Raw genomic sequence first — 13133 nt, 5'->3', positions numbered from 1 at the left:
GATCGGTCCAGCGGTAAGCCGGACGCTGTTCGTCGTGTCACTCTTCACGTTCGTCGAACACCCGCGCGTCCCGCACGACCTGTGGCGTTATCCTCGGTTACCGGGGTCGGTGGCCTCGGCAACCCGAGGAAATCCGGGAGCGTGCACTTGAGCCAAGACGTCGAAGCCTCCGTAGTGGCGCAGCCGGCGCTCCCCGCGCCGCCGCCCTCAGCCACCCGGCGGGTGCGCGCACGGCTGGCCCGGCGGATCACCGCGCAGCGCGCCGCCCCGGTCAAACAGGTCCTCGAACCCCTGGCCGCGGTGCACCGCGAACTGCACCCCAAGGCCGACCTCGCGCTGCTCCAGCACGCCTACGACGTCGCCGAGGACAAGCACCGGGAACAGCGCCGCAAGTCCGGCGACCCCTACATCACGCACCCGCTCGCGGTGGCCACCATCCTGGCCGAGCTCGGCATGGACACCATCACCCTGGTCGCCGCGCTGCTGCACGACACCGTCGAGGACACCGACTACTCCCTGGACGCCCTCAGCGAGGAGTTCGGCGACGAGGTCGCCCACCTCGTCGACGGCGTCACCAAGCTGGACAAGGTCAAGCTGGGCGCCGCCGCCGAGGCCGAGACCATCCGCAAGATGGTCATCGCCATGGCCCGCGACCCCCGGGTGCTGGTGATCAAGCTCGCCGACCGGCTGCACAACATGCGCACCATGCGCTTCCTGGCCCCGGAGAAGCAGGCCCGCAAGGCCCGCGAGACCCTGGAGGTCCTCGCCCCGCTGGCCCACCGCCTGGGCATGGCCACGGTCAAGTGGGAGCTGGAGGACCTGGCCTTCGCCATCCTGCAGCCCAAGAAGTACGACGAGATCGTCCGCCTGGTCGCCAACCGCGCGCCCAGCCGGGACAAGCACCTGCGCAAGGTCACCGACGAGCTCTCCGGGCACCTGGAGTCCGCGCGCATCCTGGCCAGGGTGGAAGGCCGCCCCAAGCACTACTACTCCATCCACCAGAAGATGATCGTCCGCGGCCGCGACTTCGACGACATCCACGACCTGGTCGGCGTGCGCATCCTGGTCGACGAGGTGCGCGACTGCTACGCCGCGATGGGCGTGGTGCACGCGCTCTGGCAGCCCATGCCCGGCCGGTTCAAGGACTACGTCGCCCAGCCCCGCTTCGGCGTCTACCAGTCCCTGCACACCACCGTGATCGGCCCCGATGGCAAACCCCTCGAGGTGCAGATCCGCACCTACGAGATGCACCGCACCGCCGAGTACGGCATCGCCGCGCACTGGCGCTACAAGGAGACCCGCGGCACCCACAAGGGCGTCGAGGTCGACGAGATGGCCTGGATGCGCCAGCTGCTGGACTGGCAGCGGGAGGCCGCCGACCCTGGCGAGTTCCTGGAGTCGCTGCGCTACGACCTCGCGGTCAAGGAGATCTTCGTCTTCACCCCCAAGGGCGACGTGGTGACCCTGCCCGCAGGCTCCACCCCGGTGGACTTCGCCTACGCGGTGCACACCGAGGTCGGGCACCGCTGCATCGGCGCCCGCGTCAACGGCCGCCTGGTCGCACTCGAGCGCAAGCTGGAGAACGGCGAGGTCGTGGAGATCTTCACCTCCAAGGCCGAAGGCGCGGGACCCAGCCGCGACTGGTTGCAGTTCGCGGCCAGCCCGCGCGCCAAGACCAAGATCAAGCAGTGGTTCGCCAAGGAACGCCGCGAAGAGGCCATCGAGGCCGGCAAGGACCAGATCGCCAAGGAGGTCCGCCGGGTCGGCCTGCCCATGCAGCGCCTGGTCTCCGCCGACTCGGTCACCGCGCTGGCCCGCGAGCTCCGCTACCTCGACGTCAGCTCCCTCTACGCCGCCGTCGGCGAGGGCCACGTCTCCGCCCGCCACCTGGTGCAGCGCCTGGTCGCCCTGCTCGGCGGGGTGGAGCACGCCGAGGAGGAGCTGGCCGACCGGGCCACCCCCTCCACCGTGCAGCGCCGCCGCGGCGTGGACGCCGGCGTGGTGGTCAAGGGCACCAGCGACGTGTGGGTCAAGCTCGCCCGCTGCTGCACCCCGGTGCCGGGCGATGAGATCCTCGGCTTCGTCACCCGGGGCGGCGGGGTCAGCGTGCACCGCACCGACTGCACCAACAGCGAGGAGCTCCAGGCCAGCCCGGAACGCCTCCTGGAGGTCGAATGGGCTCCCTCGGCGTCCTCGGTGTTCCTGGTCGCCATCCAGGTCGAGGCCCTGGACCGGCACCGGCTGCTCTCCGACATCACCAAGGTGCTCGCCGACGAACGGGTCAACATCCTCTCCGCCTCGGTGACCACCTCGCGGGACCGGGTCGCGGTGAGCCGGTTCGCCTTCGAGATGGGCGACCCGAAACACCTCGGCCACGTGCTCAAGGCGGTGCGCAACGTGGAGGGCGTCTACGACGTGTACCGGGTCACCTCGGCCAGCTGAACCAGGCCGCTAGCGGGCCGCGAAGACCATGCCGATGTCGGCGGCCCGCTGCGCCGGGTCCTGCTCGGGCCGCACGGTGTAGCCGCGCGCGGTGAACACCTCGCTGATCCGGTCGCGGTTGGCCGCCCAGCCCTCGACCTCGACCACCGACTGCCGGATGAGCGGCCAGTGCCGGTCCTCGATGCCGTGCAGCACGTCCAGCTCCGCGCCCTCGACGTCGATCTTGAGCAGGTCGATCGCCTCGATGCCCTGCTCCTCGATCACCGCCGAGAGCGGCCGGACCCGCACCCGGTGGGTCTCCAGCTCGCGCATCACCCGCAGCTTGCGGCCCACCAGGAAACGCAGCACCGGCGCGGGCACCCGGCGCAGCGCCGGTCCCATGCCGCCCTGCCGGATCATCTCCACCACGCTGGCGGTGACCCGCCGCCGCTCCTGCTCGATGTTGCCCGCGTCGCGCAGCGAGGAGGAGAAGATCGTCGCGGCCGGGAAGTAGCTGAAGTCGAGCTCGTGCTCGGCGGCGGCCAGCCCGTAGGGCAGCGCGGTCAGCTTGCCGTCGAAGAACTCCTCGGCGTTGCGGGCCAGCGTCGCGTGCAGCGGCGGCATCGGCTCGAAGGCGAACAGCCGCACGTCACCGCCCAGCCGCTCGTAGACGGCCGCGGCGAAGACGCCGATGTTGGCGCCCACGTCGAGCACGGTCGCCCCCGGCCGGAGATCGACCTCCGGGGTGAAGTAGCCGCGCACCTCCTCGCGCAGGAACGCGGCCTCCCACGAGTTGACGCAGTGCAGTTGGATCGTCTCCGTGCTCACGCGAGATCTCTAGCAGTCCCCGCCCCGGGAGTCCAGGCCGGGACCGCGCTCAGTTCACCGGCCTGGCCTGGTCCGCGGCCAGCTCGGCCGGGCTCAGCGCCCGGTCGTAGAGCCGCACCTCGTCGATCAGCCCGGCGAAGAACTCGTTGCGCCACACCGCGTTCCCGCCGATCCGCAACACCCCGGTGGACGCGGTCACCGACCCGGCCACCGCTTGGCTGGCCACCAGCGAGCCGTTGACGTAGAGCCGCAGCACGCTCCCGTCGTAGGTCGCGCTCACATACGACCACTGGCCTGCCGGTAACGCGGTCGCACTCGCGGTGTCCCGCTCCACCCCGCCGACCCGCGCCGCCGCGCCAGGGCCCCGCGACGGCGAACTGGCGTAGAGGCCGTAGCTGAGCCCGTTCGTGGTCTCCCGCAACGCGATCGTGCGCCACTGCGTGCTCGCCGCGCTCGGCTGCACCCAGGCGGAGAGGGTGAACCGGGCCGGGGACAGGCTGGTGTGGCCGGGCACGGTGACCCAGTCGTCGACCCCGTCGAAGCGCAGCGCCCGCCCGAACCGGCCGGTGGTCACCCACTGCGCGCCGGTGACCGTGCCGGTGCGCCCACTGCCGCTGTCATCGGCGGCGGTGCTCCCGCTGCCCGCGTCGAAGCCGTACTCCGCGAGCAGCCCACTGGCCCGGTAGCGCGCGGTGTAGGTGGTCGCGGTGGCCGGCGCGGTGACCACGTGGCTGTTCGCGCCGCCGTCGGACCAGGAGGTGAACCCGAAGCTGGTGCCGGACAACGTCTGCGGACTGGGCGCGGACACCGAGTTCGCCGACCCGACGATGACCGTCCTGGTGAACGGGGTGACCTGGGTCTGGGAGAACGTGGTCAGCTGCAACCCCGGCGGGTCGGTGGCGAAGCTCAGCTGCACCGTCCGCGGGTCCAGCCGCACCGAGCTGCTGGCCTCCCGCCCGCCGGAGTCCCGCGCGGTCAGCACCAGCTCCAGGAACGACGGGTACTCGTGGTCCGGCGCGAAGAACTCCCCACCGGCCACCCCGGTGAAGCTCTGCACCGGATGGGTGTGGCAGTTGCTCGGACAGTGGTGCAACACCAGCCGCCAGGTCAGCGCCGAGGCGGGCAACGGTCCGTCCTGCGGATCGGTGGCGCTGCCGCTGAACGGGATCCGCTGCCCCACCTGCCAGCGCAGCGCCGCCGTAGGACTGGCGATCACCGGCACCGGGTCCTGCGGCGGCGGCTGACCCACGGTCACCGTCACCGAGGTGGTCCCGGACAACCCGGCCGGATCGGTCACCCGCAGCCGCACGGTCACCTGGCTGACCTGACCGTAGGTCCAGCTGGGCCGGGGCAGCGTCGAGTCGTCATAGGCGCCGTCCCCGTCGAGGTCCCAGCCGTAGGTCAGCGCGTCGGCGTCCGGATCGGTGGACCGCGACCCGTCGAACCGCACCGTCAACGGCGCGGGCCCACTGGCCGGGGTCGCGGTCGCCACCGCCGTCGGCGCCCGGTTGCCCGCCGGATAGCTCAACCGCCGCAGCTCACCCGCCCCCAGCGCCAGGTAGAACATGTCCCCGCCCGGTCCGCGCAGGATCTGCACCGGAATCCGCACCCCGGTGGCGACGGTGACGATCCGCGCCGGATCCGGCAACCCGTTCGCCCCGGTGCGCATCGCCCACACACAACCCCGCGAGGAGTCCGCGAAGAACAACGCCCCCCGATACTCCGCCGGATAAGCGCTGCCCTGCTCAAAAGCCAGCCCCGTCACCGAAGAGCTCCCGGTCGGGCACCCGTCCCCGGCCACCACCGAACCGTCATGCCGATAGGCGTAATAGGGAGCCTGTTGCCCGGCCCCCGCGTAGAGCTGTTCGCAGGAGTCCAGGTTCGCCCCGTCATAACCGCCCTGCCGAGCCGTGCCCTCATAACAAGGCCAGCCGAAGTTCTCCGCGGTGGCATCGGCCGGATTGACCACCCGGTTGATCTCCTCCCAGGTGCCCCACCCCACATCGGCCACCCACAGCTCCGAAGTCCCCGGCCGCACCGTGAACCGGAACGGATTCCGCAACCCATAAGCGGTGACCCGCCGTGCGTTCGGATCCGAACTCCCCGCGAACGGATTCCCCGGCAACCCGGCCCCGGTATCCGGATCAATGCGAATCACCGACCCGTTCAACACCCGAGGCTGCCCAGCTGGCCGTCGCACCGCCTGCGCCCGCACCGCCCCACCCTGCGCCGCGGGCGGCGACAGGCTGGACCCGGCGGCCCCAGGCGGATCCGCGCACGGATTCTTGGTCTGCCCCCAGTCGGCATAGTTGAAGCTGGCCCCGTCCCCGGCGCTCACATAGAGCGCCCCATCAGCCCCGAACCGCAACTCACCCACGGTATGGCTGGGAAACTGCTGACACCACGAGGTCAGCACCACCTGCTCGGTCCCGGTATTCCCACTGGCCACCAACCGGGACACCCGCCCCTGCACCACACACCCATTCACGGTCGCCCCCGGCGGATCAGGACAGGTGTCCCCCCAAGCCGGTGCCACACCCCCGGGAATCGCGTCGTAGGTATAGGCGACGTACACGTGCGGCACCACCGGAAACCGCGGATGCAACGCCAGCCCCAGCAATCCCCGGTCCCAGTAGTCCTGCACCTGGGTGCGCAAATCGGCGAACACGGTCGGCGTCGGATCACCCAACCCGTCGAACACATTCACAATGCCACGTTTCTCCGCGACAAAAACCCGCCCGTCCGCGGCGAAGGCCACATTGGTCGGCGCGTGCAATCCCGACAACGCGACAGAGTCGACAAACCCCGGTGGCGTGGCCGAGGCGGTCGCGGCGGGCAGTCCCACCAGACAGGTCAAGGTCAGCAGGGCAGCGAGAAGCACGCGCAGCACAGACATTCCGGGTCCCCAAGGCTCGCACCGACAAAGCGACCACCCGGCCCCCGCCCGCGGCCCCCAACAACTACCCTGCGCAACCAAGCGGTAGCAATCCGCCATCAGGGCAGCTCATCGGCCTATACCAAGCCGCCATATTAGTCTATAGCCCCTGTGACTTCAGTGTCAATCGAAATCAAGGCGCCAGGCCACGACCCAAAAACCAGCCAGGAGAGCTCAGGCCCCGCCAAACGCCGCCAGTTCCCGGCCAAGAGCCGCCAAACGCCGCCAAGCCCCGCCAGACGCCGCCCTGCCCTGCCTGTCGCGCCGCGTCCCGCCCCGCCTGTCGCGCCTCGCCTCCGCCTGCCGCACCCCGCCTTGCTCTGCCCTGCCTTGCCGCACCCCGCCTTGCCGCGCCCTGCCCCGCCGCGCCCGCCCCGCCCGCACCGCCCCGCCGCGTCTCCGCCTGCCGTGCCCCGCCCCGTGCCGCCTGTCGCGTCCCGCCTGCCGCGCCTAACCTGCCGCGCCCCGCCCCGCTCCGCTCCGCCTGCCGCGCCCCGCCATGCCCTTGTCGCGCCCCCGTCATGCCCCGCCTCGCCTCGCCTTGCCGTGCCCCGCCTCGTCCCGTCCCTCCGGGCGTCCGGCCACAAAAAACGCCCGGCCAGGGAAAACCCGGCCGGGCGTTCTTTCTGTCGCGAGGGGATCAGCCCTTCAGCGTCGCCGTCTCGATCTTGGTCTCGAGCTTGGGCTTGCCGTCACCGGGCGGGGCGCCGGGCTCACCGGCTTCGGCGCCGGCGGCGGCGACGTTGTCCAGGACCTTCATGCCCTCTTCGCTCACCGAGCCGAAGACGGTGTACTCCGGCGGGAGCTGGGAGTCGCCGGTGACCATGAAGAACTGGCTGCCGCCGCTGTCCGGGGCCTGCGTCTTGGCCATCGCCAGGGTGCCGCGCGGGTAGATGCTGACGCCTTCCTTGGGACCGGCCTTCAGGTCCTTCGGCTTCTCGTCCTTGATCGTGTAGCCGGGGCCGCCCTGGCCGGTGCCCTTCGGGTCGCCGCACTGCAGCACCTTCAGGCCCTCGCCGGTGGTCAGGCGGTGGCAGGTGGTGTTGTCGTAGTACTTCTTCGCGATCAGGTGGGTGAAGCTCTGCACCGTGCACGGGGCCTTGGCCCGGTCCAGGGTCAGCGGGATGACACCCTGGCTGGTCTTGAAGTCCGCCTGCACCGTGCCCTTGTCCGGCGTCGGGTTCGCATCCGGCGGGAGACCGGCCTCCTTCGCCGCGGGCTCGGCCGGAGTCTCGGTGTACTTGCACGGACCCTCGGACTGCTTGCCCGGCGGGGGCGGTGGCGTGGTCGAGGTGTCCGAGGGGTTCGCCGAGGCGTCGGTGCTGCTCTCCGAAGTCGCCAACCAGTAGACGCCGCCAACGACAGCCAGTACGGCGACGACGGTCACCGTCACGCCGATCACGCGACGGCGCTTGGCGCGCGCCGCCCGGCGTTCCAGCTGCCGTTCCAGCTTGCGCTTGGCAGCCTGGCGCCGCTGCTCGTTGCTCGGCACGTGGATCCTCCCCTGGGGGTCGACCTGTTGGTTGGTGTGGTGGTGGCGCGCGGAGTCTAGATCGGATCGTGTAAGGCCAGTGTGGCGGTACCCGTCGTCCGTTGGTTCGACCCGCGAAAACCGGCTCGGGGCGCTCGCTAGGCTAAGGGGACAATCCAGTCGCAGTCGACCAGGAGGTTCCTCCGTGTTCGTCGCCGGGTTCCCCGCCGGCCCCCTCGCCGCCAACTGTTACCTGTTGGCCGCCGACGAGGGCGAGGCCTGCGTCATCGTGGACCCCGGGCAGGACGCCGAGGAGCTGATCGAGCAGGCCCTGCGCCAGTACCGGCTCACCCCGGTGGCCGTGCTGCTCACCCACGGCCACCTCGACCACGTCTTCTCCGTCACCCCGGTCTGCGACGGCCACGACGTGCCGGCCTGGATCCACCCGGATGACCGCGCGCTGCTCAGCGACCCGGCCCGCGGGTTCGGCGTGGACGCCGCCGACTTCTTCGGCGGCAAGCTGGCGTTGCGCGAGCCGAACGAGATCCGCGAGCTCGGCGACGGCCAGCAGCTGGAGATCGCCGGGCTGAGCTTCACCGTCGACCACACACCAGGCCATACCGGCGGGTCGGTGTGCTTCCGCACCGGCGCGGAGGAGGGCGGACGGCTGCTGCTGTCGGGCGACACCCTCTTCGCCGGTTCCATCGGACGCACCGACCTGCCGGGCGGCGACTCCGGCAAGATCATGGAGTCGTTGCGCGCCAAGGTGTTGCCGCTTCCCGACGACACCGTGGTGCTGCCCGGCCACGGCAGCCCGACCACCATCGGCCGCGAGCGCGCAGGCAACCCGTTCCTGACGGGGCTGACCGGCGGCGGCGCACCGGCCTTCCCGACCCGAGGACTGTGACGCACTACCGATGAGCACCTTCGCCGCTCCCAAGGGCATTCCCGAGTACTACCCGCCGAACTCGGCGGCCTTCCTGCACGTCCGCGACACCCTGACCGAGCAGGCCCGGCGCGCCGGCTACGGCTACATCGAGCTGCCGCTGTTCGAGGACACCACGCTGTTCGCCCGCGGGGTCGGCGAGTCCACCGACGTGGTCAGCAAGGAGATGTACACCTTCGCCGACCGCGGCGGCCGTTCGGTGACGCTGCGGCCGGAGGGCACCGCGGGCGTGATCCGGTCGGTGATCGAACACGGCATGGACCGCGGCCAGCTGCCGGTGAAGCTGTACTACGCGGGCGCGTTCTTCCGCTACGAGCGCCCGCAGGCCGGGCGGTACCGGCAGCTGCAGCAGGTCGGCATCGAGGCCATCGGCATCGACGACCCGGCCATCGACGCCGAGGTCATCTCGGTGGCCGACGCCGGGTTCCGCGCGCTCGGCCTGACCGGTTTCCGGCTGGAGATCACTTCTCTCGGTGACAACACCTGCCGCCCCGCCTACCGGGAGAAGCTCCAGGCGTTCCTGGCCAAGCTGCCCCTGGACGAGGCCACCCGCGCCCGCGCCGAGCTGAACCCGCTGCGCGTGCTCGACGACAAGCGCCCCGAGGTCCGCGAGCTGCTCGCCGACGCGCCGCTCATGGTCGACCACCTCTCGCCGGAGTGCCGCGAGCACTACGAGCGGACCAAGGGCCACCTCGGCGACCTGGGCGTGAAGTTCGTGGAGAACCCGCGCATGGTGCGCGGCCTGGACTACTACACCAAGACCACCTTCGAGTTCGTGCACGACGGCCTCGGCGCGCAGTCCGGCATCGGCGGCGGCGGCCGCTACGACGGCCTGATGGCCCAGCTCGGCGGGCAGCCGGTCTCCGGCATCGGCTTCGGGCTCGGCGTGGACCGCGCGGTGCTGGCCTGCCAGGCCGAGGGACTGGCGGTCGGCGACGCGGCCCGCTGCGAGGTCTTCGGCGTGCCACTGGGCGAGCAGGCCCGGTCGCGGCTGGTGGCCGTCGGCGGCGCGCTGCGCGCGGCCGGCGTGCGCACCGACCTCGCCTACGGCGGCCGGGGCGTCAAGGGCGCGATGAAGGCCGCGGACAAGTCGGGCGCCCGGTTCGCGCTGGTGCTCGGCGACCGCGACCTGGCCGAGGGCATCGCCCAGCTCAAGGACCTGGCCAGCGGCGACCAGCGGCCGGTGCCGCTGGAGGACGTGGTGGCCGAGGTCCGCGCGGCGCTGGCGCGGCCGGAGTGACTCCCGGCGAACGGATCCCGCTGAACCTGCTGGACTCCGCGCTGCTGCGCAGACGAGCCGGCGCGGTGGCCATCGGCGCGGTGCTGCTGGGCGGTGCCCTCGGTGGTCTGTTCGGGCTCTTCGGCGGCGCGGTGGTCGGTTTGATCGCGGCGGCGATCGTCGCGCTGCCGCTGGTGCTGCTCGCGGTCACCGAGGCCCGGCGCAAGGTGTGGCTGCAGGACGGGGTGGTGTCGGTCCGCGCGATCGGCACCCGCCGCGTCGACCTGCGCGCCGCCAGCCGGCTGGAACTGCTGGTCACCGACGTCCGCGGCGCCCGCACAGTAGGCCTGCTGATCTCCGGCCCGCCAAAGAACCAGACCCTCAACCTCGCCCTGGCCACCTACGCCGGCGTCGGCGGCCGCGAACTCGGCATCCTGGCCCTGCGCCGCCTGGCCGACGTGCTGGCCACCGCAGGCGAGGCCCACGCCCTGGTCTACTCGGAACTATTGGTGGCCCAGCTCCGCTCCGAGGCCCGCGGCGACGCCGCCCCAGACCGCCCCCTGTACCGCCTGGCCAGCCTCGCCCCCCAGGGCAGAATGGCCCAACGACTCCGCCCCGACGCAGTAGCCAAGTTCGTCACCAGCCTCGGCTGAGCCGGCGGTCGGACGCGCAGGCCGGACCGGATGACACCCGGCCCAGCCCGAAGATCAAGACGGAAAGCAACCTTTTCGGCTTGAAAAGCGTTCCGCAGAGGAAGCGGAGGCGCGGGCGGGGCAGCGGAGGCCGCGGGAAGCGACACGGCTGCGCACGCGGCATTCAGCAGCCCGCGCGCGGGATGTCGTGGGCTGGGCGGCGTGCAGCGTCCCGGGCGGGCTCCAACGGGCCACGGAGAATGCAGCAGCCCACGCGGCGTGCAGCGGCCGGGCGGCGTGCAACGGCCCACGAGGCACGGAGCAGCCCACGTGGGGTGCAGCACCCCACGCCAGCGTGCACCGGCTCGGGCGGCGTGCAACGGCCCGCGCGCGGGATGGGCTGGGCTGGGCATGAACGGACCGATCTCGCGCTGGACAGGCCTGGATGGACCGATCCGCGCTGGCCGGGCTCGATCCGCGTCGGCTTCGGCCGCGTGGGTTCAGTCGGACTGGGCTGGTCTGGCTGGAGTCGGCCAGCTGGGGGCGGCCCGGCTGGTCGAGTGGGGGCGACCCGGCCGGGCTGGCGCGGCGCGGGCTCGATCGGCGTCGGCGCGGGTCGGCGCGGGTCGGCGTGGGTCGGCGTGAGGTCGGTCGGCGACGGCTCGGTCGGCGTGGCGCAGTTGGGGTGAGGGCAGTTCGGGTGTGCTCTGGCGGCGTCCGCTCGCCCTGTGGCGATTCGGGCCGCTCGGAGCCAGCCGCCGGTTCAGTCCGCGTCGACCGGCTCCGGCGCGGACCACAACCCGACCAGCAGCCGCCACAACTCCGCCGGCACCTGTGGCTCCGCTGGCACCCGTGGTCGCGCGGTATCCAGCCGGGTCGCCAGCCACCCGTTCGCGGCCCGGACCACCGCGGCCGTGGCGGCCCGCATCAGCTCTGGATCCACTTCCGGTTGCACGAGTCCCAGCGCGCGGCCGTCGGCGAGCATCGCGTCCAGCCATTCCTCCAGGCGGCGGTCCGCGTCGACCGTGATCGTCGCCACGGCTACCGCCAGGTCCGCTGGGGTGGCTTGCAGGTGGGCGAGCAGGCGGGTGGCGCCTGCGCGCAGCTCTCGCCAGAAGTCGGCGCGGGTGAGCGTGCCTGGCCAGGTGCCGAGGGTGTCGGCCAGGCGTTCGCGTGCGTCGGCGACCACTGCCGTGAGCAGGTCGTCCCGGCCGTCGAAGTACTGGTAGGCGCTGGTCTTGGAGATTCCCGCGGCGGCGATGATCTTGTTGTAGGAGGCGGTGCCCAGGCCGTCGGTGGCGAAATGCGCTCGAGCGACATCCAGGACGTGTCGACGGCGCTCGGTGGGTAACCGGAAGTAGCGCGGCAAGGGCATGAACCAATAGTGCGCACTAGCGGGGTGTACCGCAAGTACACGCCAAAGGTTGGCGCTGCGCGGCGCAAGGACCGCGACTAGCGTGGCCCACTTCGACAGCCGTGCCGACTACGGAGGGAACCCACCGATGCTCGCTCTCACGCCCACGGCCATCGAGGTCGTTCGCACCATCATGGCCGCCGATGGCGTGCCCGACGGCTCTGGCCTGCGCTTTTCCGCCTCCGGTGTGGATCACCCCGGTGAACTGCAGATGACCATCGCCCCCGCGCCGGAACAGGACGACCAGGTGCTGGTCGGCGAGGGCGCCCACGTCTTCCTGGACCCCCAGGCCGCCGAGTTCCTGGACGACAAGATCCTGGACGCGGAGGTCGACGAGCAGGGGCAGCTGTCGTTCGCTTTGGGCGAGCAGGCCGCGCCGCCCGTGAGCAACTAGCGAACCAACCGGCTACCCGGGACGAAGGAGGTCACCGTCGCGGACCGGCGGGGCTTGGCCGAGGCAGGTCGCCCGCTGGTCCGGTTCTCGCCGGGCCGGGTCTAGTCGGTCAGCTCCGCCCAGACGATCTTGCCCTGGCCGGTCGGCTGGTGGCCCCAGCGGACCGAGAGCGCCTCGACCAGTTGCAGGCCGCGCCGGCGCACCGAGTCCACCGGGCCCCGGTGCAACTGAGGCGGCGTCGGGCTGCCGTCGCTGACCCGGATCAGCACGCCGCCCGTCCTGGGCAGCAGTTCGAGGCGCAGTGGACCCTGGGCATGGTCGACCACGTTGGCCACCAGCTCGTTGGCGACCAGCATCGCGTCCTCGACTACCGCGCCGGTCACGCCCCAGCCGGCCAACGTCGCCCGCACCAGCAGCCGCGCCTGACGGCACGCCGCCGCTGAGACCTCCAGGGCGGTGCTGCTCTCCGCAGGCCGGGCGTTCATCTCGGCGGTCCTATCTCCAGGCCGTCCTCGCCCTGGGTCACGGAGAAATGTACCCATAACCGGCGGCTGACGTCCCATCGCGCCGGAGTGATCGGCGCAAGCGTCGCTGGATGGGGGAGGTGGCGGGTGGCCGGGCTTGGGGTGGTGGGCGAGGTGGACGGCTGGGGTTGGTGGTGGGTGTGGTTGTTGGCGTTCGGTGTTGTTGGACCGTGAGGCGGGGTGGTGCTGGTCGGGGCGCCCGGGGATGGGTGGGGCGGGCCGGTGGCGTGGGCTGGCGGAGGGTGGTGCTGAGCTGGGTGGTGCGGGGCTTGGAGACCGGGGATGCCCGGTTCGGGGCTGGGCAGAGCGGGGTGGGCAGAGCGGGGCTCGGCTTGTGTGCGACTGGGCT

General features: G+C 71.7%; 10 protein-coding genes and 1 pseudogene. 5 read left to right on the top strand and 6 right to left on the bottom strand.

Annotated elements, in window-relative coordinates; translation table 11 throughout:
- Nucleotides 1-147: 147 nt before the first annotated feature.
- Nucleotides 148-2442 carry a bifunctional (p)ppGpp synthetase/guanosine-3',5'-bis(diphosphate) 3'-pyrophosphohydrolase gene (locus M8C13_RS23265; protein ID WP_256509533.1) on the top strand — a complete coding sequence of 765 codons (2295 nt, stop codon included), beginning with the start codon at nt 148-150 and terminating at the stop codon, nt 2440-2442.
- Between the two features lie 9 nt (nt 2443-2451).
- On the opposite strand, the gene M8C13_RS23260 is transcribed toward M8C13_RS23265, so the two are convergent.
- The 4 genes and pseudogenes from M8C13_RS23260 to M8C13_RS23250 form a co-directional block, all read right to left on the bottom strand.
- Nucleotides 2452-3249 carry an FkbM family methyltransferase gene (locus M8C13_RS23260; protein WP_252482786.1) on the bottom strand — a complete coding sequence of 266 codons (798 nt, stop codon included), beginning with the start codon at nt 3247-3249 and terminating at the stop codon, nt 2452-2454.
- 49 nt (nt 3250-3298) lie between these two features.
- Nucleotides 3299-4816, bottom strand: coding sequence for a LamG-like jellyroll fold domain-containing protein (locus M8C13_RS45815; RefSeq protein ID WP_374213128.1), 1518 nt, complete (start codon nt 4814-4816; stop codon nt 3299-3301).
- Between the two features lie 141 nt (nt 4817-4957).
- Nucleotides 4958-6145: pseudogene (locus M8C13_RS45810) on the bottom strand (sorbosone dehydrogenase family protein); the annotation flags it as partial.
- Between the two features lie 679 nt (nt 6146-6824).
- Nucleotides 6825-7676, bottom strand: a complete 852-nt coding sequence (locus tag M8C13_RS23250) for a peptidylprolyl isomerase (protein WP_252482784.1) — start codon at nt 7674-7676, stop codon at nt 6825-6827.
- Nucleotides 7677-7860: 184 nt separating this feature from the next.
- Here M8C13_RS23250 and M8C13_RS23245 point away from each other — a divergent pair, with 184 nt between their 5' ends.
- Genes M8C13_RS23245 through M8C13_RS23235 form a run of 3 tightly spaced genes read left to right on the top strand, consistent with a single transcriptional unit; the run spans nt 7861 to nt 10473 of the window.
- Entirely contained in the window at nt 7861-8562 is a 702-nt protein-coding gene (locus M8C13_RS23245; RefSeq protein ID WP_252482783.1) for an MBL fold metallo-hydrolase, read from the top strand.
- Between the two features lie 10 nt (nt 8563-8572).
- On the top strand, nt 8573-9841 hold the full coding sequence (gene hisS / locus M8C13_RS23240) for a histidine--tRNA ligase (protein WP_252482782.1): 1269 nt from the start codon (nt 8573-8575) through the stop codon (nt 9839-9841).
- Nucleotides 9838-10473, top strand: coding sequence for a hypothetical protein (locus M8C13_RS23235; protein WP_252482781.1), 636 nt, complete (start codon nt 9838-9840; stop codon nt 10471-10473). The genes hisS and M8C13_RS23235 overlap by 4 nt, the downstream gene beginning before the upstream one ends.
- Before the next feature lie 742 nt (nt 10474-11215).
- Here the strand turns inward: M8C13_RS23235 and M8C13_RS23230 are convergent.
- Nucleotides 11216-11827 carry a TetR/AcrR family transcriptional regulator gene (locus tag M8C13_RS23230; protein ID WP_252482780.1) on the bottom strand — a complete coding sequence of 204 codons (612 nt, stop codon included), beginning with the start codon at nt 11825-11827 and terminating at the stop codon, nt 11216-11218.
- A 127-nt stretch (nt 11828-11954) separates the two neighbouring features.
- Here M8C13_RS23230 and M8C13_RS23225 point away from each other — a divergent pair, with 127 nt between their 5' ends.
- The gene (locus tag M8C13_RS23225) at nt 11955-12260 is read left to right on the top strand and encodes an iron-sulfur cluster biosynthesis protein (RefSeq protein ID WP_252482779.1); all 306 of its coding nucleotides are present in this window, start codon (nt 11955-11957) and stop codon (nt 12258-12260) included.
- A 101-nt stretch (nt 12261-12361) separates the two neighbouring features.
- Here M8C13_RS23225 and M8C13_RS23220 read toward each other — a convergent pair whose 3' ends face one another.
- Nucleotides 12362-12745: an ATP-binding protein gene (locus M8C13_RS23220; protein WP_252482778.1), complete on the bottom strand. Its 384-nt coding sequence runs from the start codon at nt 12743-12745 to the stop codon at nt 12362-12364.
- Nucleotides 12746-13133: the final 388 nt, after the last annotated feature.

The sequence above is a fragment of the Crossiella sp. SN42 genome (assembly GCF_023897065.1).
GTDB lineage: Bacteria > Actinomycetota > Actinomycetes > Mycobacteriales > Pseudonocardiaceae > Crossiella.
This window is presented reverse-complemented; position numbering and strand designations above follow the sequence as displayed.